At 61.2% G+C, this 16,782-nt stretch carries 17 protein-coding genes; 9 read left to right on the top strand and 8 right to left on the bottom strand.

The annotated features are described in order from the left end of the window. Window positions 1–333 precede the first annotated feature (333 nt). The 3 genes from CPter91_RS09930 to CPter91_RS09920 all read left to right on the top strand — a co-directional run bounded on the left by CPter91_RS09930 (window position 334) and on the right by CPter91_RS09920 (window position 3,266). Complete coding sequence (locus tag CPter91_RS09930) at window positions 334–2,064, top strand: CocE/NonD family hydrolase (RefSeq protein ID WP_061939766.1); 1,731 nt, start codon at window positions 334–336, stop codon at window positions 2,062–2,064. Between the two features lie 255 nt (window positions 2,065–2,319). Further along, window positions 2,320–2,775 (top strand): spore coat protein U domain-containing protein, encoded by a 456-nt coding sequence (locus CPter91_RS09925; RefSeq protein ID WP_231879928.1) that lies wholly within the window; start codon window positions 2,320–2,322, stop codon window positions 2,773–2,775. A 50-nt stretch (window positions 2,776–2,825) separates the two neighbouring features. Then, entirely contained in the window at window positions 2,826–3,266 is a 441-nt protein-coding gene (locus tag CPter91_RS09920; protein ID WP_061939762.1) for a hypothetical protein, read from the top strand. Here CPter91_RS09920 and CPter91_RS09915 read toward each other — a convergent pair. Continuing rightward, window positions 3,256–4,566 carry an alpha/beta hydrolase family protein gene (locus CPter91_RS09915; RefSeq protein WP_167595152.1) on the bottom strand — a complete coding sequence of 437 codons (1,311 nt, stop codon included), beginning with the start codon at window positions 4,564–4,566 and terminating at the stop codon, window positions 3,256–3,258. The two genes, CPter91_RS09920 and CPter91_RS09915, sit on opposite strands and share 11 nt — an antisense overlap. Window positions 4,567–4,702: 136 nt before the next feature. Beyond that, a complete protein-coding gene (locus CPter91_RS09910; RefSeq protein ID WP_061939758.1) occupies window positions 4,703–5,380 on the bottom strand; it encodes an FMN-dependent NADH-azoreductase in 678 nt (225 codons plus the stop codon). A gap of 125 nt (window positions 5,381–5,505) precedes the next feature. Between CPter91_RS09910 and gcvA the strand changes: the two genes are divergently transcribed. Continuing rightward, window positions 5,506–6,417 (top strand): transcriptional regulator GcvA, encoded by a 912-nt coding sequence (gcvA, locus tag CPter91_RS09905; RefSeq protein WP_061939756.1) that lies wholly within the window; start codon window positions 5,506–5,508, stop codon window positions 6,415–6,417. Between the two features lie 24 nt (window positions 6,418–6,441). Here gcvA and CPter91_RS09900 read toward each other — a convergent pair whose 3' ends face one another. The 3 genes from CPter91_RS09900 to CPter91_RS09890 all read right to left on the bottom strand — a co-directional run bounded on the left by CPter91_RS09900 (window position 6,442) and on the right by CPter91_RS09890 (window position 9,445). Then, a complete protein-coding gene (locus CPter91_RS09900) occupies window positions 6,442–7,563 on the bottom strand; it encodes an MFS transporter (RefSeq protein ID WP_061939754.1) in 1,122 nt (373 codons plus the stop codon). Between the two features lie 52 nt (window positions 7,564–7,615). Continuing rightward, window positions 7,616–8,242, bottom strand: a complete 627-nt coding sequence (locus CPter91_RS09895; protein ID WP_061939752.1) for a TetR/AcrR family transcriptional regulator — start codon at window positions 8,240–8,242, stop codon at window positions 7,616–7,618. A 111-nt stretch (window positions 8,243–8,353) separates the two neighbouring features. Further along, the gene (locus tag CPter91_RS09890) at window positions 8,354–9,445 is read right to left on the bottom strand and encodes a serine hydrolase domain-containing protein (protein ID WP_205631672.1); all 1,092 of its coding nucleotides are present in this window, start codon (window positions 9,443–9,445) and stop codon (window positions 8,354–8,356) included. A gap of 231 nt (window positions 9,446–9,676) precedes the next feature. Here CPter91_RS09890 and CPter91_RS09885 point away from each other — a divergent pair, with 231 nt between their 5' ends. The 4 genes from CPter91_RS09885 (at window position 9,677) to CPter91_RS09870 (ending at window position 13,904) form a co-directional block, all read left to right on the top strand. Then, a complete protein-coding gene (locus CPter91_RS09885) occupies window positions 9,677–10,282 on the top strand; it encodes a pyridoxamine 5'-phosphate oxidase family protein (RefSeq protein WP_061939750.1) in 606 nt (201 codons plus the stop codon). 242 nt (window positions 10,283–10,524) lie between these two features. Then, window positions 10,525–11,601 (top strand): mechanosensitive ion channel family protein, encoded by a 1,077-nt coding sequence (locus CPter91_RS09880; RefSeq protein WP_061939749.1) that lies wholly within the window; start codon window positions 10,525–10,527, stop codon window positions 11,599–11,601. Window positions 11,602–11,639: 38 nt separating this feature from the next. Beyond that, entirely contained in the window at window positions 11,640–13,175 is a 1,536-nt protein-coding gene (locus CPter91_RS09875; protein ID WP_236906000.1) for a S41 family peptidase, read from the top strand. Window positions 13,176–13,226: 51 nt separating this feature from the next. Beyond that, window positions 13,227–13,904 (top strand): HAD-IA family hydrolase, encoded by a 678-nt coding sequence (locus CPter91_RS09870; RefSeq protein ID WP_061939748.1) that lies wholly within the window; start codon window positions 13,227–13,229, stop codon window positions 13,902–13,904. A 2-nt stretch (window positions 13,905–13,906) separates the two neighbouring features. On the opposite strand, the gene CPter91_RS09865 is transcribed toward CPter91_RS09870, so the two are convergent. From CPter91_RS09865 to CPter91_RS09860, 3 genes are all read right to left on the bottom strand, one after another. Beyond that, window positions 13,907–14,137, bottom strand: coding sequence for a hypothetical protein (locus CPter91_RS09865; RefSeq protein ID WP_061939747.1), 231 nt, complete (start codon window positions 14,135–14,137; stop codon window positions 13,907–13,909). Between the two features lie 40 nt (window positions 14,138–14,177). Further along, window positions 14,178–14,594, bottom strand: coding sequence for a hypothetical protein (locus tag CPter91_RS26460; RefSeq protein ID WP_150119658.1), 417 nt, complete (start codon window positions 14,592–14,594; stop codon window positions 14,178–14,180). A gap of 70 nt (window positions 14,595–14,664) precedes the next feature. Beyond that, window positions 14,665–15,324 carry an alanyl-tRNA editing protein gene (locus tag CPter91_RS09860; RefSeq protein WP_061939746.1) on the bottom strand — a complete coding sequence of 220 codons (660 nt, stop codon included), beginning with the start codon at window positions 15,322–15,324 and terminating at the stop codon, window positions 14,665–14,667. A gap of 180 nt (window positions 15,325–15,504) precedes the next feature. On the opposite strand from CPter91_RS09860, the gene CPter91_RS09855 reads away from it, so the two are divergent. Continuing rightward, window positions 15,505–16,767, top strand: a complete 1,263-nt coding sequence (locus tag CPter91_RS09855) for a cation:proton antiporter (protein WP_061939744.1) — start codon at window positions 15,505–15,507, stop codon at window positions 16,765–16,767. Window positions 16,768–16,782 lie beyond the last annotated feature (15 nt).

The following is a 16,782-nucleotide window of genomic DNA, read 5'->3' as shown; positions in this document are numbered from 1 at the left end:
AATTTTCGCCTTCCCGCAGTGCACCACGATAGTTAGGCACGGGCTTCTAATCTTTTAATTGATGCTGCATCGCGATGCGTGGCTTAATAATTTCAGAATAAAAGAACGATCGTTCACTTATAAATCATTGCATCAGATCTGCTCACGGTCCACATGCAGTTGCAAGCGCCTGGTCAGATACTGATCGATCACTACCATCCGCTACGCAGCAATTCGCAGTTCGAACTATCGCAACAATCATCATCCCCGCAACATGGTTTCTCGCGCCAACAGCCTGCTCACCCCATGCTTACTTTGGCACAAAATAATCAATAATGTTTAGGAGAACGTCGCATGCGCATCCCGTCTTTCTTATCCCTGCCCGGCATTGCCCTGACGCTGGGCTTGAGCCTGGCTTCGGCCGCCGCCAACGCCGAGCTGTGCCGCAGCGCCACCGCCGCTGAAGCGGCCAGCTATGCCAGTCCCATGCAGTCGCCCGGCATCGTCTCGCCGATAGACGGCACCTGCTGGATTCCGGCCATGACCATCACCAGCTTCGACGGCACCAAGCTGGCTGCCAACCTGTTCCTGCCGAAACGGAGCAGCAGCGACCAGAAATTCCCGGCGATCGTGATGATCGCCAGCTGGGCGGCGCCCGGCCGCGTCGAATATATCGGCCAGCAGCAAAAACTGGCGCAGGACGGCTATGTGGTGGCGAGCTATACCGCGCGCGGCTTCTACCTGTCCGGCGGCCAGGTCGACGTCGCGGCGCCGGAAGACGTGCGCGATGTTTCTTCGGTGCTGGACTGGCTGCAAGCAAATGCGCCCATCGATATCAACAACGTCGCCGCCAGCGGCATCTCTTACGGCGCAGGCCTGTCGCTGATCGCGCTCGGCCAGGACGCGCGCTTCAAGACTGCCGTGGCGCTGTCCGGCTGGGCCACCCTGGCCGACCAGCTGTACACCGCCGGCTCGCCCAACCTGACCTGGGCCAGCGTGCTCGGCCTGGCCGGCAGCGTCACCGGCCGCCCTGCCCCGGAAGTAAATCAGAACATCCTGGCATTGCTTGATCCGAACAGCAGCGCCGCCACCATCGCCGGCATCACGGCCTGGGCCAAGCCGCGCTCGCCGTCCAGCTACATCGCCGCCATCAACCAGCGCAAGGCGCCGGTCTTCCTCAGCAAAAACTTCCAGGATGACATGTTCACGCCGAATTCCTCGCTGGCGATGTTCGCGGCACTGACCGGACCGAAGAAGATACTGCTCAACGCCGGCATCCATGCTTCCGCGGAACTGACGGGCGCGCTGCTGGGCGCGCCCAACTATCCTTACGACCAGGCGCACCGCTGGTTCAACCGTTGGCTGAAAGGCGAGCAGAACGGCGTCGATACCGAACCCAAGGTGACCATGCAAATCAAGTTCACCGATCGCCGCGAATCGTTCTCCAACTGGCCTGCACCGGAATTGAATAATCAGACCTACTATCTCGGTCCGCGCGGCCCGGTCCGCTTCGACCTCAGCTGCTTCTGCGGCAAGGGCGACAAGGGGACAATAACAGCTGCGCGCAACCAGACCACCGATGCCGACCTGATCCAGAACTTCTTCGACACCACCGCCACCAGCGGCCTGATCCCCATCCTCTCGACCCTGGGCGAAACCATCAATCTGCCGGTGGTCGATTCACTGCTGACGGTCAGCTTGGCGGCCGGCGTGCGCTACGAAGCCCCAGCCTTGTCGGCCACGCAAAAAATCAGGGGAATCCCGAAACTGAACTTGCGCGTCACGCCATCGCAGGCGCGGGCGCAGGTGGTCGCCTATCTGTATGACGTCGACGCCATCGGTACCGGCATCCTGATCACCCATGGCGCCACCACCCTGCATTGGGCGACGCCGGGCCAGACCGTCGATTTCCCGATCGAGTTCTCGGCCACTGCCTATGACGTACCAGCCGGCCATCACATCGGCGTGGTGCTGGACACCGCCGACAGCCTGTACGCTTCGCCGGTCAATCCGGGCGAGCGTTTTGGCGTGCGCTTTGAATTCAATCCTGCCCAGCAATCGACCCTGCAGTTGCCTACCCTCTAAGCTCCCCCCACGACAGCTTGCGCGACTTTGCGCGCAAGCTGTTTTCTGAAATCTCCGCCCTTATCAATATTATTAACAAATTAATATTTCCATGTGGAAATCTTTGTGCTATAGATATACAACAGCGCTCGACAGTCAATCAGCCAGACTTGAATAACAGAAGTGGCAATCGGGAGATTCGTCATGCAAAAGTCTATGCAACATGGCATTTTGATCATTACCCTTATCATCGGAATGGCAGCGGCAGGCAGTGTTTTGGCAGCAACCGCGACCGCCACCATGACCAACACTGTCACCATCGGCAACGATTGCACAATCATCACTACCGGCTTTACCACGACCTACGACCCGATCGTGGTCAACGCCACCGCCAACCAGGACATCACCGCCAGCGTCAGCACCACTTGCACGCCGGGTGCGCTGCCTGTGATCACGCTGGGGCAAGGCGCCAACGCCAACACCGGCTCGACCGATACCGTGCCGCTGCGCCGCCTCTCCACCGGCGGCGCCACGCCGACCTTTCTCAACTATGCGCTGTTTTCAGATTCAGGCCGCACCACCACCTGGGGCAATACCGCCGCCACCGCGCCCGCCAGCATTACCGCCAGCGGCAGCGCCACGCCGCTTACCGTGTACGCGCGCGTGCCGGCCGGACAGTCCGGCATCGCCGCCACTTTTACCGATACCGTAGTCGCTACCGTGACCTTTTAAGGCTATGCCCGCCGAGCTCATCCGGCGCCATTTGGTGTATCCTGCCGTCTATGAACAGCGAAACCGATATCCAACTCGGCGGCCCCTTCAGCGTCACCGATGCTGCCGGCCGCAAGCATGACATTCAAGCAATCCGCATCTTCGACGAAGGCTATGGAATCATCGACGTCTACGTCGATTTTGCCGCGGCGATCGGCAAGGAGCGCCTGTTTGAGGACCAGAAATTGATAGCCCAGGTACTAGCCAGGCTGCGCCAGATCGGCTATGCCGGTCCCGACTTCGGCCACGGCGACCTCGGCCTCCAGGACGACAAGCTGATCGTGCTGGAAGCGCCGGAAGAATTCAATGCCTTCGCGGCCAGCAAAGGCTGGAAAGACCTGGCGGCAGAATTCGCCGAGGATGAGCAGGAGGACTGGCACAGCGAGGCCGGCGACAGCCAGGCCGCATCCAGCTCAAAGCTGGACGCGCTCAAGAACAAGTTCAAAACCTGAGTGCGGACGGCGCCAGCATCCTCTCCTGCCCCTGCGCTGACAAAGGCTTCTGCAGCATCCAGTCCGCCAGCAGCTGGTCGTAGCCGGCGGCGTAGCCCAGGTATTTGCGGCTACCGTCAGGCATCAGCGCAAAGGAGCGGATGCCGTGATCCGATTGCGGGAAAACCGCAATCGCGATGTCCTTGTCCTTGCCGCTGGCGCGCAAGGCATCCAGCCGGGCAATCGTCGGCGCGCTGGGCGCAACCGAATCGTCTTGCGCAAACACCCACAGCTGTGGAATGGCGAGCTGCCGCAACGGCGTCAGCGCGTCGTAATGCCAGATCACCTGCGGGCTTTCGCTGCGCGCTCGCTCCACCTCGCCGCGCAGCAGTTGGCCGCTGTACTGGCCATCAACTTTCGCCAGCCAGGGCTCCTTGGCGAATTTCTCCTTGGCCCGCAGCAGCTGCGGCATGCCGCTATAGAAGTTCGAGGCCGCCACCTTGCCGGCCAGCGCGGTCAACGTGCGCGCCTTGCCAATCACGTCTTCGCCGTACCCGAGCTGGCGCAATTGGTAGTCCACCTGCCACTGATCCTGCTCGATCGGCGTGCCGATCACGCCGTAGCCGACCACCAGGAAATCCACCGGCGCCTTGCTGGCAGCCAGCGGCGCGACCCAGCCGCCCTGGCTGAAACCGGCCAGGCCGACACGGCCGATGCGGCCGGCGCCAAGCCTGCGCGCCTCCCCTACTGCGGCGGCGACATCGTCCGCCAGCAGTTCAAAATCCTGGGTATAGACGCCACCCGAAGCGCCGGTGCCGCGCTTGTCGAACAAGAACGCAGCAATGCCTTGGCTAGCCATCAGAAACGCATGATTGCTGGAATCGACCGCGGCCGTCGATTCGGAGCCATGCACCAGCACGAACAGCGGCGGCTTGCCGCCGGCGCTCACCGGCTCTATCAGCTCGCCATTCAATTGCACTGCGCCTGACATGAAATGCGTGCGGCTGATACGCAGCGGCAAACGCGTCCATTGCTGTTCCCCGGCGCCGGAAAACTGCAAGCCGATCGCGTCGGCCTGACATCCCGCATAGCTCAAATGTCCAGCCAGCCTGGCCGGATTGTCGGCATCAGCCGCCGCGTTCAGAGCGTTCTCCCCAGTCGCCTCAAAGACGCCGCTGCGCCCCTTGAAATCGGTCGCCAACAGTGTCTGCGGAAAGCCCGGGCGCTGGGTCAAGCTGATGATTTCGCCGGCCGGCGACCGATAGGCGCCGGTGAGGCAGGCAGGCGCCGCCGGCTGCAGCGGGTCAGCAAAAACAGTCATTGAAAAACCCGCAAGCGCAAACATGGAAAAGCGCAAAATGGCAGGGGTTCGAACTTTAAGAGATGGCATCTGGATTCCTTGGCGTGTAGAAAGCAAATCCTACCTCACGCAATTACCGGAAGGCAACCTGATGGTGCTAGCCCAGGCCAGCGATCAAACTGCCCACCAGCCTGCTGACTTCCTCCTCCGCCGCCGCAATCGACTCCTCAAGCCGGGCATCGCCGAACTCGTCGTATTCAACTGCAATGCTATGTAGTCGCTCAATGCCGATATAGCCGAGCGCACTGCGAATGCCTGGCTCGACATGGTTCATCGACGCCATTCTTTGCCCGGCGGCGTAACCGTAGTCCCCCCTGGAGGACAGCACCACCGCCAGCTTGCCGGCGTCTTTCAGCAGCGGCCAATAGGGCTCTCCCTGGCGCTGGCGGTCGAAGCCGAAGGTGCGTCCTACCCTGACGATATTGTCGATCCAGGCCTTGAATTGCGCCGGCGCGCTAAAGTTGTACATGGGTACACCGAGCAGCAAAATGTCGGCCGCCAGTATTTCATCGATCAAGGCGTCGCTTTCAGCCAGCGCCTCCTCCATCCATGGTTCGCGTTGCGCGGCAGCAGTAAACGCCGCATGTATCCAGGCGCCGCTGACCGGCGACGGCGGCTGCAAGCCGACATCGCGCACCAGGACCCGGTCACCGGGACGCTGCTGCAGCCACTGCTCGACAAAACGGTGCGACAGGCGACGCGTATGAGAGCCATGCAGTTGCCGGTCAGAGCGCCCGCTGCGGGCGCTGGCGTCCAGATGCAATAAGGTAGTCATTTTCAGTTATCCTTCATTAATGTGAATTAATTTCATCTATCAATCCTAGGATCCACTGTAAATGTCTGCAGTTATTGGGACAAACGACAATTTTCACAGTCAAATAGAAAATAAAACTCATCTATATGGATAACTCGAAAGCGCGCCGCCTGCCGCCGCTGGCAGCCCTCAGAGCGTTCGAAGCGGCGGCGCGGCATGTGAGCGTCAAGTCCGCAGCGGCAGAACTCTCGGTGACGCCGACGGCGGTAAGCCACCAGATCAGGCGTCTGGAACAAACCCTCGGCATCGCATTGTTCCAGCGCCAGCCGCGGCAACTGCACCTGACCGCAGCCGGTGCCGAGCTGTATGCACCATTGCGCGACGGCTTCGATGCATTCGCTGCCGCCATCAGTCGCATCCAGGCCCGGGAAACGCCGCAAGCACTCACCATCTCGACCACGCCGGCGCTTGCGGCGCGCTGGCTGCTGCCGCGGCTGGGCGCATTCCGCGCCGCCTATCCGAACCAGGATCTGCGTTTGCACACATCGGTGGAAATTGCAGCGCTGGACGGCAACACTGCAGACATCGCCATCCGCTACGGCCTCGGGAAATGGCCCGGGCTGGTCGCCGAAAAACTTTTTGACGACCGCATCGCGCCGGTCTGCAGTCCGCGGCTAAAGGTAAAGAAAGCGGCAGACCTGCTCAAGCAAACCCTGATTCATTGCGAATGGAAAAACACGCTGCGCAAACCGTCAACCTGGCGTGCGTGGGCCCGGGCGGCCGGCATCCACCAGCTGGACAGCCGCGCCGGCATGATGTTCTCCGATGAAAGCCACGCCATCTCGGCAGCCATCGCCGGCCAGGGCGTGGCGCTGCTGAGCACCTCCCTGATCGAACCGGAATTGCGCAGCGGCGTCTTGCTGCAACCGTTCGGCCCTGTGCTCAATACCTATGCCTTCTATCTGGTCTACCCGGAAAGCAGGGAGAGCGATCCGCTGGTGCAAGCCGCCTGCGCCTGGATCGGCGTGCAAGCTGGCGAGTCGGCCGCGCCGCTTTAAAAGCCGAGCCCGCAACTTCCCTGCTCAACGCTCCGTCGCATAGTAAAGCAAGGCCAGCACCGGCAATATGAAGCCAATCGAGGACGCAAGATTCCAGCCGCCTTGCGCATAGGCCCAGCCGCCAACCGCCGAGCCGATGGCGCCGCCGATAAAGAAGGTCGTCATGTACAAACCGTTCAGGCGCGCCCGGAATTCGGCGCCATGCATGAAGATTGCCCGCTGTCCGATGGTCATATTGGCGGCGACGCCGAAATCCAGCAAGATCGCGGCCGCGACCAGTAAACCCAGGGCCAGGGTCGAACCTTGCTGGCCGATGTGCGTCATCAGGAAAGCAAGCGCTACCGCCAGCATCGCCAGCCCGGTCGCCGGACGGCTCAAGCCGCGATCGGCGAGCCGGCCGGCGATCGGCGCGGCAATCGATCCAGCCACGCCCGCCAGCGCAAACAGGGCGATCCCGCCTTGCGACAGATGGAAGGCCGGCCCTGCCAGCAGCAATGGCGTGGTGGTCCAGAACAGGCTGAAGGCAGCGAACAGAAAGGCATGATACAGCGCCCGTCGGCGCAACACGGGCGTGCGCAGCACCAGTCGCGCCATCGAAGCCAGCAGCGCGCCATAGCTTAACTTGGCCGGCGGCACACGCTGCGGCAAGGTCCGCGACAGCAACAACGCCAGCAGCACCATCAGCCCGGCGGAGAGAAAAAACACCATGTGCCAGGACGACATCTGCGTGATGAAACTCGATGCCGGCCGCGCCAACATGATGCCCAACATCAGCCCGCTCATGATGTTGCCGACCATGCGCCCGCGTGCCGCTTCCGGCACCATGTGCGAGGCGTACGGCACCAGCACCTGCACCGCCACCGAGCCGAGGCCGATGAACAGCGCGGCGACCAAAAATTGTGCCGGATGAGAGGCCAGCCCCGCCGCCAGCAAAGCTAGCGTGGCCAGCCCGATCAGGACCAGCACCAGGCGCCGGTTTTCAAACAGATCGCCGAGCGGCGTAATCAGCAGCAGGCCGGCCAGCGGCTGGGCATAGTAGATATTGGCAGCGATCAGGCCGCAGGCAGCTGCCAGCAGTACGGTGATCCACGGCGCCAGCGCCGGCTCTTCGATAGCCGGGTTGGCGGCAGCAACAGTTAAATCCATTTCTTTCCCCTTATATATTGGAAACAATCACTTCCTAATTAGACAAAAAAATTTACGTCAGGATTTTCATTGCCGCATCGACCAGCGCCAGCATTTCCTTGCGCGTCTTGCCGGTCTTGCCCACCACACGCAGCCCTTGCAAGAGGCAAAGCAGCAGACGGCCGGTAGCGGCGCTATCGACATGCAATGGAATCGAGCCATCGTTCTTGCCTTGCCGGATCAACTGGTTCATCAACGCTTCGCGGCCCTGCATTGCCGCCGCCGCACGCGCGCCGATCTCGACATCCAGCGCCGCCAGCTCAACCGCGGTGCTGACCACCAGGCAGCCTTCGCGCCCCCTGCTGCCATGCGACAGCTCGGCATAGAAGGTCAGCGCAGCCTGTACTTTGTCCCGCCCCGATTGCACCCGCGCCAGCACCTGGCTCAACTCGATGCCGCGTTGCGACGACTGGCGGTCCAGCACCGCCAGGAACACCCCACGCTTGTCCTTGAATGCTTTATAAATGCTGCCGACCGTCAGCTGCATGCCTTCGGCCAGGTCGTTGATCGAAGTGCCGTGGTAGCCGCGGCTGCAAAACACCGGGATAGCCTTGTCCAGCGTCTCATCCATATCGAACTCGCGCGGACGCCCGCGCGGGATTGACAATTTTGCATGCGATGAAGGGATTTCGGTTTTCATGCGCGGATTATGGAAGCAATCATTTCCTTAATCAAGTTCTTTTTCAAATACGCCCTAGGCGACTAGAAAACATGAAGTCCCGGGATAGCGCAGCTTCCGCCGCGCCAGCATTTACTGTATCTGCCCGCGCAGGTAGCGCAGGAAAGCCGGGCTGCTGTTGAGACGCTCCAGCACCGGCAATACGATCTTGTAGCCGTTATCGCTATTGGTCAGGATGACGGCGCCGTCGCGGCTGGTGCGATTCAGGTAGGCGAACGTAAATACGCCTTCGTCCTTCCCGGTATGCATCAGCAGCGTCTCATCCTTGAATGCCAGTATCTGCCAGCCCAGCCCAAAACCGGCATTGGGTGGACAGCTTTCGGCCAGCTTGCCTTGGCACATTTCATCCATCATGCTGACCTGGATCTTGCCGCGCTCGCGCGCCACGGCCGGGCTCAGGCCCTGGTCGGCCAGTACGCCGGCAATGAACAAACCGTAGTCATAGGCGGTGGTATATAGCAGATCGGCTGCATTGAAACGGCTGGCAAACTGCGGCTGCACGGCTTCACCGGCGGCATTGGCCGGCACCGCAATGCGACCCTTGAACCAGTCCTTGCTGCTATAGGAGGTCTCGGTCATGGCCAGCGGCTTGAACAGATAAGTCTGCGCCAGCTCCTCAAAATCCTGGCCGCTCTTGTTTTCGGCGAAATGCGCGACGTATCGATAGCCTTCGCCGGAATAGCCCCACTTGACGCCGGGCTGGCGCAGGATCCTGAGGCCTTCCTTGCCGTCGCGCCAATTCGGAAAGCCGGTACGGTGGCTGAGCGCCAGGCGCGGCGTCAGCAAGGCATGACGCGGGTCGGCGGCGATGTCCGGATCCAGCCAGTAGCGGTCCATCGGTTCATCCAACTCGATTTCGCCTTTCGACACCAGGCGCAAGATGATTTCAGCGGTCAGCGGCTTGGTCAGCGAGGCCGCGTTGTACAGCGTGGCTGGCGTGGCCGGCACGCCGTCGCTCTGTTCACCGTAGGCGGCAAACAGCACCACCTTGCCGTTCCTGATCTGGGCAATAGAGACGCTGGGAATCGCATCCTGCTCGAGCAGTTGCGGAATATCCTGATCGAGCTGCGCCTGCTGCTCGGCCTCTTCCGCCGGCGGCGTCGGCGCGGCCAGCGCCAGGCTTGCCGCCAGGTTTGATAACAACATCACAGTCAAACGACGCATGGTGTCCCCTTGCCCCTAGATTTCCAGACTACGCCGTTTTGCCCTGGCTGGCGATTTTTCCAGCGGTGAATGCTGCCAAACATATCGTTGCCAAAAATCAACATAGTGTACTTGCGAGTTCCACGCTGTGTCTATCGTCCAGCCGCGAGCACCTGCCCACACTCGCCAGCCGGCGGTGAGCGGCAGGATTTCCCGGTAAAATTGCCGTAAATCCACCATTGGAGAACGCCAATGCTGACCAGCATCGCCCAGCTCGAGGAAATTTACGGAAAACCTCATGAACGTTCATTGTGGAAGGAAATCGACCACCTGAACCAGGATTACCAGGCCTTCGTCAACGCGTCTCCCTTCGCGGTGCTAGCCTCTTGCGGTCCGGAAGGCATGGACTGCTCGCCTAAGGGAGACCGGCCCGGTTTCGTCCAGATTCTGGACCAGCGCACATTGGCAATCCCTGACCGTCCGGGCAACAACCGCATCGACACCCTGCGCAACCTCATCAGGGATGCGCGCATCAGCCTGCTGTTCATCGTGCCAGGTATAGACGAGACCTTGCGCGTCAACGGCCGCGCCGAGATTTCCGCGGAACCGGCCATGCTGGAAAAATTCGCCGTCGACGGCAAGCTGCCGCGCACGGTGATCGTCGTCAGGATAGAGGCCGCTTACTTCCATTGCTCCAAGGCGCTGGTGCGTTCGAAGCTGTGGGATCCCGCACAGCAAGCCGAACGCGCCAGCTTCCCCAGCCCGGGCGCCATGCTCAAGCGCCTCAGCCAGGCTGGCTTTGACGCCGAAACCTATGACCGCGAACTGCCGGCGCGGGTGCAGGCCAGCCTCTATTGAACTAATTGTTACGACAGTGTGTATGCGGCGGCACGGCCGGACCGGCGAAAAAGCCGCAAGCGCTGCTCAAAACGACAACCCCACCATCCGTCGCCCCCCCTCCTCGCGGCTTCATCGATCCAGTCGCCGCAAGATTTTCTTTGCGAACTCGGGCTCTGGAATGCTGTCGATCTTTAGTGGCAATCTGATCTCTTCGCGAAGAACGCAGCCCTGCGCTTGATTAACCAACCGGAGCCGCCTGGATGAACTTGTCTATTTTTCCTGACCTCGAATACCTGCGCCTGGGGCTGTATGTCCTCGGCGCGGCGTTGCTGGCGGCCTTGCTGGCCGTTGTCGTGCACCATGCGGGCATCGCTCTCCTGCGCCGGCTGAGCGCGAACCGGCCGTTCGTCAACAATCTCAGTTTCATGGCTTACCGCGCCAGCAGGATGTGTCTGGTCCTGTTCGCCGTGCGCCTGGTGCTGACCGGCGCGCCGGACGACACGCCCTGGCTGGCGCCACTGTCCTACCTGAGTTCGGTGGCGCTGATCATCGCCCTGACCTGGCTGGCTATGCAAGCCATTACCGCATTCGGCGCCACGGTGACCCAGCTCAACCCCGCCACCGTCGCCGACAACCTGAAAGCACGGCGACTCCTGACCCAGACCAGGGTGTTGACGCGCAGCGCTTATTTCATTGCTGCCTTGCTCGGCCTGGCTTTCGTCCTGCTGACGCTGCCGGGGGCGCGCCAGTTCGGCGCCAGTCTGCTAGCCTCGGCCGGCGTGGCGGGCTTGGTGGCCGGCATCGCCGCCCGTCCGGTACTGGGCAATTTCATCGCCGGCATGCAGATCGCGTTTTCCCAGCCGATCCGTATCGACGACGTCTTGATCGTCCAGGGTGAATGGGGGCGCGTCGAAGAAATCACCGGCGCCTTCGTCGTCATCCGTATTTGGGATGAAAGACGCCTGATCGTGCCGCTGCAGTGGTTCATCGAAAATCCTTTCGAAAACTGGACCCACACTTCCTCGACCATCCTCGGCACCGTCTTCCTGTGGCTCGATTTCGGCGTGCCGGTGCCGGCCATACGCACCGAATTCGAACGCATCTGCAAACAATCACCGCTATGGGACGGCCGCGTCTGCGTGTTGCACGTGACAGACGCCAACGATCGCGCCATGCAATTGCGCCTGCTGGTCAGCGCGCGCGACTCCGGCAGCGCCTTCGACCTGCGTTGCGCGATCCGCGAAGCCATGCTCGGCTTCATCGCCCGTGACTATCCGGAGAGTTTGCCGCGCTTGCGTGCGGCGCTGGACAGAGAGCCTGTCCAAGTAGTGGAATGACGCTAGAATGACGAATATCTCCAGGGGGCGTGAAACAGATGATGGCTGAACCAGGCGAATTTTCTTTACCGGCAGCGGAGCGTCAGATTATCCAGGCCGCCATCGCCCCGCCCAGCCGCCTTGGAAGCACGCTTGCCGCCCTGCTCGCCACCCTGGCATTTTCCACGCCGGCGCTGGCTGCCGAACCCAGCCCATGTCCGCCAGACTGGGAAGCCCAGATCTGCGAGCTGAAGTCGGTGGTGGAAATACTCAAGAAAGACCACCTGACCGAAATCGATGTCCCCGCCTTTCTCGATGAGACCATACGCCTGGGCGTCAAGACCCTGCCTTATGCCGGATTCTTGAATGCAGCGGAGCAGCAGGAGCGGGTCAAGAAGGATGAGCGCGCGCGCAATGGCGCCCCCGGCATCGGTATCATTTTCGAGACGCTGGCGGATGGCTTGCACATCATCGACGTCGTGCCGGACGCGCCGGCTGCCCAGGCCGGCATACGCAATGGCGACGTCGTGGTGGCAATGGACGGCAACAGCATGGCAGGCATCAACAATGCCGACATCGCCAAATACGCCGGCGGCGATGTCGGCACGCCGCTCAAGCTGACTCTGCTGCGCGGCGCAAAACAGCAACGGCTGGAATTCACGCTGCTGCGCGCCATCATCAAGCAACGGCCGGCAAGCGCCAAACGCCTCCCCGGCGACATCCTGTACACGCGCATGAGCAGCTTCCCGGAACCTGCCATCGGCGACTACATCGACACGGTGCAAGCGGCGCGCAAAAACGGTGCGCCGATCAAGGCCGTGATTCTCGATCTGCGCCTCAACGGCGGCGGCGCCTTGAACGCCTCCATCGGCATCATCGGACTCTTCACCGGCCGCAATAAAACCGCCATGGTCACGCTGCAGCGCGACGACAAGATCCAGCACCGCATCAGCACCAACTGGCCTGACTATGACCTGCCGGTGCTGAAAGGCCAGGACCCGCTCGCACCGTTGGAAAGCGACGACTGGTGGCGCAGCGTGCCGCTGATAGTGCTGATCGATGGCCAGAGCGCTTCGGCTGCAGAAGCTACCGCGGCTGCCCTGAAAGACCTCGGCCGCGCCCGTTTGCTGGGCACCCCCACGTACGGCAAAGGCATGGCGCAAACAGGAGTCGGCACGCGCGACGGCACCTACCTCGGCTGGACCTATGCCCGCAACCTGCGGCCGAACGGCTGCCCGATGGAAGGCTATGGCGTGGTGCCGGACTGGATCGTCGGGCCACGCAAGGATGCCGACATGGAGGGCGTCCTGCTTCTCTATCGCGAAGTCGACATTCCGCGCGCGCCTTACGCCAACAAGCCCAATCCAGATCCCTTCGCCGATGTGCGCAAGGAACGCCAGCGCTGGCGCGACCGGCGCGCCAGCGCCAAACCGGATCCGCTCAAGAGTGCATTACCGCAAAAGGAATTCGGCAGCGCCAAGGATTGGCAGTTGCAGCAAGCGCTGAATGCCCTGGCCGGCAGGCCAGTGCAGACGGCCAGCGTCAATCCGCTCTTCATGCCGGCGCAGCCTGCCTGCATCAAACTGGATCAATAATGATCCGCTTAAACCCGCTTAAACCTGATTAACACTTGAAGGAAACAGAAAATGTCCGGCAGCGATTCAACGGCAGCCACAAGCCGTTACAGTGCTTTCCTGTTCGATATGGACGGCACCATCCTTAATTCTATCGCGGCGGCGGAACGCATCTGGGGGGTGTGGGCGCTGCGCCATGGCCTCGATGTTGCATCCTTTCTGCCGACCATACATGGTGCGCGGGCGGTTGATACTGTCGCGCGGCTGGCATTGCCTGGGGTCGATCCGGAGCAGGAAGCAATCGGCATTACACTGGCGGAAATTGCCGACGTCGAAGGGATTGTTGAAATAAACGGCGCGGCCGACTTCCTGCGATCACTGCCGGCGGACAAGTGGGCCGTGGTCACTTCCGCACCCAGAGACCTGGCGGCGCGGCGCATGAAAGCAGCCGGCATTCCTGTTCCAGCCGTTCTGGTGACGGCGGAAGATGTCGCCGCCGGCAAACCGCATCCTGATGGCTACCTGCTGGCGGCCAGCAAGCTGAATGTCGACGCCCGCGACTGCCTGGTATTCGAAGATGCGGCTGTCGGCATTGCCGCCGGCGAAGCGGCAGGCGCCACGGTGATGGTGGTCACTGCGACACATTTCCATCCACTGGCTAGCCCTCATCCATCAATCAACAGCTATGAAACCATGCTCATCGAAATCGACAGCGACGGCTTGATGCTGCTGCAGGAACGGGGCGCGTGATCTCAGGCCGGGTTCTGGTCAATCCAGTCGCCAGCAAAATCGAGGATGTAAGAGATGGCCTCATCGTGCGTATCGAATTCGTTGGTCGGCATCGTGCGCGCGTAGCGAATTTCACCTGCACCATCTTTTCCTGAGCGGATCGTAAAGCATGCGGCATACTTTCCGCTGTCCTGTTTTTCCGGCGACGGGAACACGGCGTTCCCCTTATAGGGAAAACCCTTGGTCTGAATCATGGCAATGTCTTCTGTAAGAATACGTTGCCCGCAGCATATCCTACTTTCTGTCCGGCACCGTCAGCTCCCGGCTGATGCCGCCTTCAAGCGCGCTGCCGCTGGTCGTGCCTTCGCCGTTCATGCGGCGCTGACAGGCATCGCGGTCGTCCGCCGGCAGCGCATTACAGCGCAACAAGGCATTTGATCTGTCGGCGTTCGGATTGTCGGACAACCGTCCCCTTCTCGACTCCGCCAATGCTGCTCCCGCCTCTTTCAAGCATGTCGCGCGATCCTGGTTCGAGCGGCCGTTGTTGCAAGCGGCCCGCTCAGCTTGATAGCGTGCGGTTGCGCTAGCGGAATCGCCTGCCGCCGCCATGGCTGAGAACGACATGCACAAAGCGAGCAGCGCCGTCAGGCAAACGGCCTGGCGCTTGAATAGAGTGGGAGACGATGAAAATGGAAGCTGATGATTTGACATGATGACCTCCGGTGAGAGATTTAAATCTACCGGAAGGCTGGTTTCCTGTATGTACGCTAGCGCACATCGTTCAAATCAAAATCCCCGCCGGAGAAGACAAAGTGATTTCGATACGTTCCTTGCCCTTGCCAAGCCGCTTGCGTTTTAGCGTGAGCGGGCCGATTTCAGCAGTCGACCTGGGATGGGTGCCGCCACAACCCATACGGGCAAAACCCTGGACTTCCCAAAAGCGGCGCTGCGCCGCTTCGTCGGTGAAATCGGTTTCTATCGGCTTGCCTGCAGCCACCAGAGCACCAGCTTCCGTTTCAAGCACCGGGAACAGCACGGCAATACTGTCATCGCGCGCAAAGTCGATGCGCGCCTTGTCCGCGGAAATGTGAGCGCCGATGCGCTCGATGCCGGGGCAATGCCGGTACACCAGCTGCAGGATCATTTCGGCAGCGAAATGCAGGCGCATCAGGCGATAGCGCCGCTCCCAATCAATCCGTAGTTCGACCGCGTCGCCTGCTTTCAAAGTGTGCTCGTGCGGCAGTGTGTAGGCGATATCCAGCCCTTCCTTGGCCGCAGCCAGCACCGGATAGCTGCCTATGGTGCCGGCATCGCTTTCCTGGCCGCCCGAGAACGCGAAGAAAATCGTCGACTGCAGATACACTTGGTCGCCACGCACAGCGGCAACCGTAGTTTTCAATTCGGTCAGATAGGGATCTTGCCAAAAGATTTTCTGTGTCATGTTTCGCATCCGTCGCACGGTCTTGATCGGGTATGGCGTCAGCAGCCTCCGTGGCAATATACATCGATTACCTCCGCGCGGTAAATCCATGGCGCCACGCGAATCTCGGCATGCAAGTCGCCGCCGGGCTGCCCCCAGTGTAGAATCCGCAACGCATTCGACATCTGATCGGGATTCAAAATGGCAATCTGGCCGGTTCAACTCTGCGTCATCATTCTTGCCACGCTGCTGTGCGGCGCCCTCGCCAAACGGCTGGGACAAAGCCGCGTGGTCGGCGAAATCGCCGCCGGCCTGCTGCTCGGACCAGCGGTCCTGGGCGCGCTCAACGCGGATTTTTATCAGCTCCTGTTCTCCAATGCCGCAATGCCGATGATGTCGCAGCTCGGGGAACTCGGCCTGGTCTTCCTGATGTTCCAGCTTGGGCTGCACCTGGACCTGAAAAGCCTCCAGGGGCGCGTGCCGATGCGCATACCCGTCGCCGTCGCGTTAACGGGGATTGTCGTCCCGTTCGCCATCGGTTGCGCCATTGCGGTCGCCTCCAGGGCGGCGATCGCGCCACAGGCCCCGATACTCGGCTATGTGCTGTTTTGCGGCGTGGCCCTGTCCATTTCTGCCATGCCGGTGATGGCGCGCATCGTCATGGATCTGCGGATGGAAGGCACATTTACGGCGACAGCGGCATTGGCGGCGGCATCCCTGACGGACCTGCTCGGGTGGCTGCTGCTGGCAGCGATCACGGCGATCTCGACAGGCGACTCCGCTTGGCCGCACATCGCGCGCAATGTGGCGCTCCTGCTGGTTTTTGTCGCGGTCTCCATGCTGATAGCGCGGCCGCTTTGGGGCAAGATCATTGCTCGCGGGCCAACCGCCAGCGTTACGCCGCGCCTGCTGCCCGTTGTGGTTTGCTATGTACTGATGTCTTCCTGGATCACTGCTGAAATCGGCTTTCACAGCGCATTCGGCGCCCTGCTGGCTGGCTTGGCGCTGCGCGACTTGCCAGGACTGAAAATTGAGTGGCGCGCCAAGGTCGAAGGATTTGTCGCGCTGCTGCTGATGCCGGTATTTTTTGCGCTGGCCGGTATCCAGGCCGCAACGGGAAGCATTTCCCTGCCGAATTTCTGGCTGTGGCTCGGTTTATTTTTTGCCGGCGCAGTCGCCGGCAAGTTCGGCGGCAGTTATCTGGGGGCGCGCCTATCGGGCGTCGGACAGCGCGATGCCAGCGTGATCGCGGCGTTGATGAATACGCGCGGACTGATGGAACTTATCGTCCTGACAATCGGCTTGAAGGCAGGCCTCCTGCCACCTGCCGCCTACACGATGCTGTTTATCATGGCGCTGGCCACTACCGCAATGACAGTTCCGATACTGCGGCTTTTCGGCTATGGCAGAGCGCGCAGCGTAGCAGGCGCAACGGCAAACCAGAGCACGGCGTATGAACTGTAGTTGTTTGTAACAGCC

It is taken from the genome of Collimonas pratensis (assembly GCF_001584185.1).
In the GTDB taxonomy this organism is placed as follows: Bacteria; Pseudomonadota; Gammaproteobacteria; order Burkholderiales; family Burkholderiaceae_D; genus Collimonas; species Collimonas pratensis.
The sequence above is the reverse complement of the archived record's forward strand: the minus strand, read 5'-3'. Positions and strand labels throughout refer to the sequence as shown.

Coding starts and splice junctions, on each gene's coding strand:
- CPter91_RS09930 (WP_061939766.1), top strand. CDS start 334: ATGCGCATCCCGTCTTTCTTATCCCTGCCCGGCATTGCCCTGACGCTG.
- CPter91_RS09920 (WP_061939762.1), top strand. CDS start 2,826: ATGAACAGCGAAACCGATATCCAACTCGGCGGCCCCTTCAGCGTCACC.
- CPter91_RS09915 (WP_167595152.1), bottom strand. CDS start 4,566: ATGACTGTTTTTGCTGACCCGCTGCAGCCGGCGGCGCCTGCCTGCCTC.
- CPter91_RS09910 (WP_061939758.1), bottom strand. CDS start 5,380: ATGACTACCTTATTGCATCTGGACGCCAGCGCCCGCAGCGGGCGCTCT.
- gcvA (WP_061939756.1), top strand. CDS start 5,506: ATGGATAACTCGAAAGCGCGCCGCCTGCCGCCGCTGGCAGCCCTCAGA.
- CPter91_RS09900 (WP_061939754.1), bottom strand. CDS start 7,563: ATGGATTTAACTGTTGCTGCCGCCAACCCGGCTATCGAAGAGCCGGCG.
- CPter91_RS09895 (WP_061939752.1), bottom strand. CDS start 8,242: ATGAAAACCGAAATCCCTTCATCGCATGCAAAATTGTCAATCCCGCGC.
- CPter91_RS09890 (WP_205631672.1), bottom strand. CDS start 9,445: ATGCGTCGTTTGACTGTGATGTTGTTATCAAACCTGGCGGCAAGCCTG.
- CPter91_RS09885 (WP_061939750.1), top strand. CDS start 9,677: ATGCTGACCAGCATCGCCCAGCTCGAGGAAATTTACGGAAAACCTCAT.
- CPter91_RS09880 (WP_061939749.1), top strand. CDS start 10,525: ATGAACTTGTCTATTTTTCCTGACCTCGAATACCTGCGCCTGGGGCTG.
- CPter91_RS09875 (WP_236906000.1), top strand. CDS start 11,640: ATGATGGCTGAACCAGGCGAATTTTCTTTACCGGCAGCGGAGCGTCAG.
- CPter91_RS09870 (WP_061939748.1), top strand. CDS start 13,227: ATGTCCGGCAGCGATTCAACGGCAGCCACAAGCCGTTACAGTGCTTTC.
- CPter91_RS09865 (WP_061939747.1), bottom strand. CDS start 14,137: ATGATTCAGACCAAGGGTTTTCCCTATAAGGGGAACGCCGTGTTCCCG.
- CPter91_RS26460 (WP_150119658.1), bottom strand. CDS start 14,594: ATGTCAAATCATCAGCTTCCATTTTCATCGTCTCCCACTCTATTCAAG.
- CPter91_RS09860 (WP_061939746.1), bottom strand. CDS start 15,324: ATGACACAGAAAATCTTTTGGCAAGATCCCTATCTGACCGAATTGAAA.
- CPter91_RS09855 (WP_061939744.1), top strand. CDS start 15,505: ATGGCAATCTGGCCGGTTCAACTCTGCGTCATCATTCTTGCCACGCTG.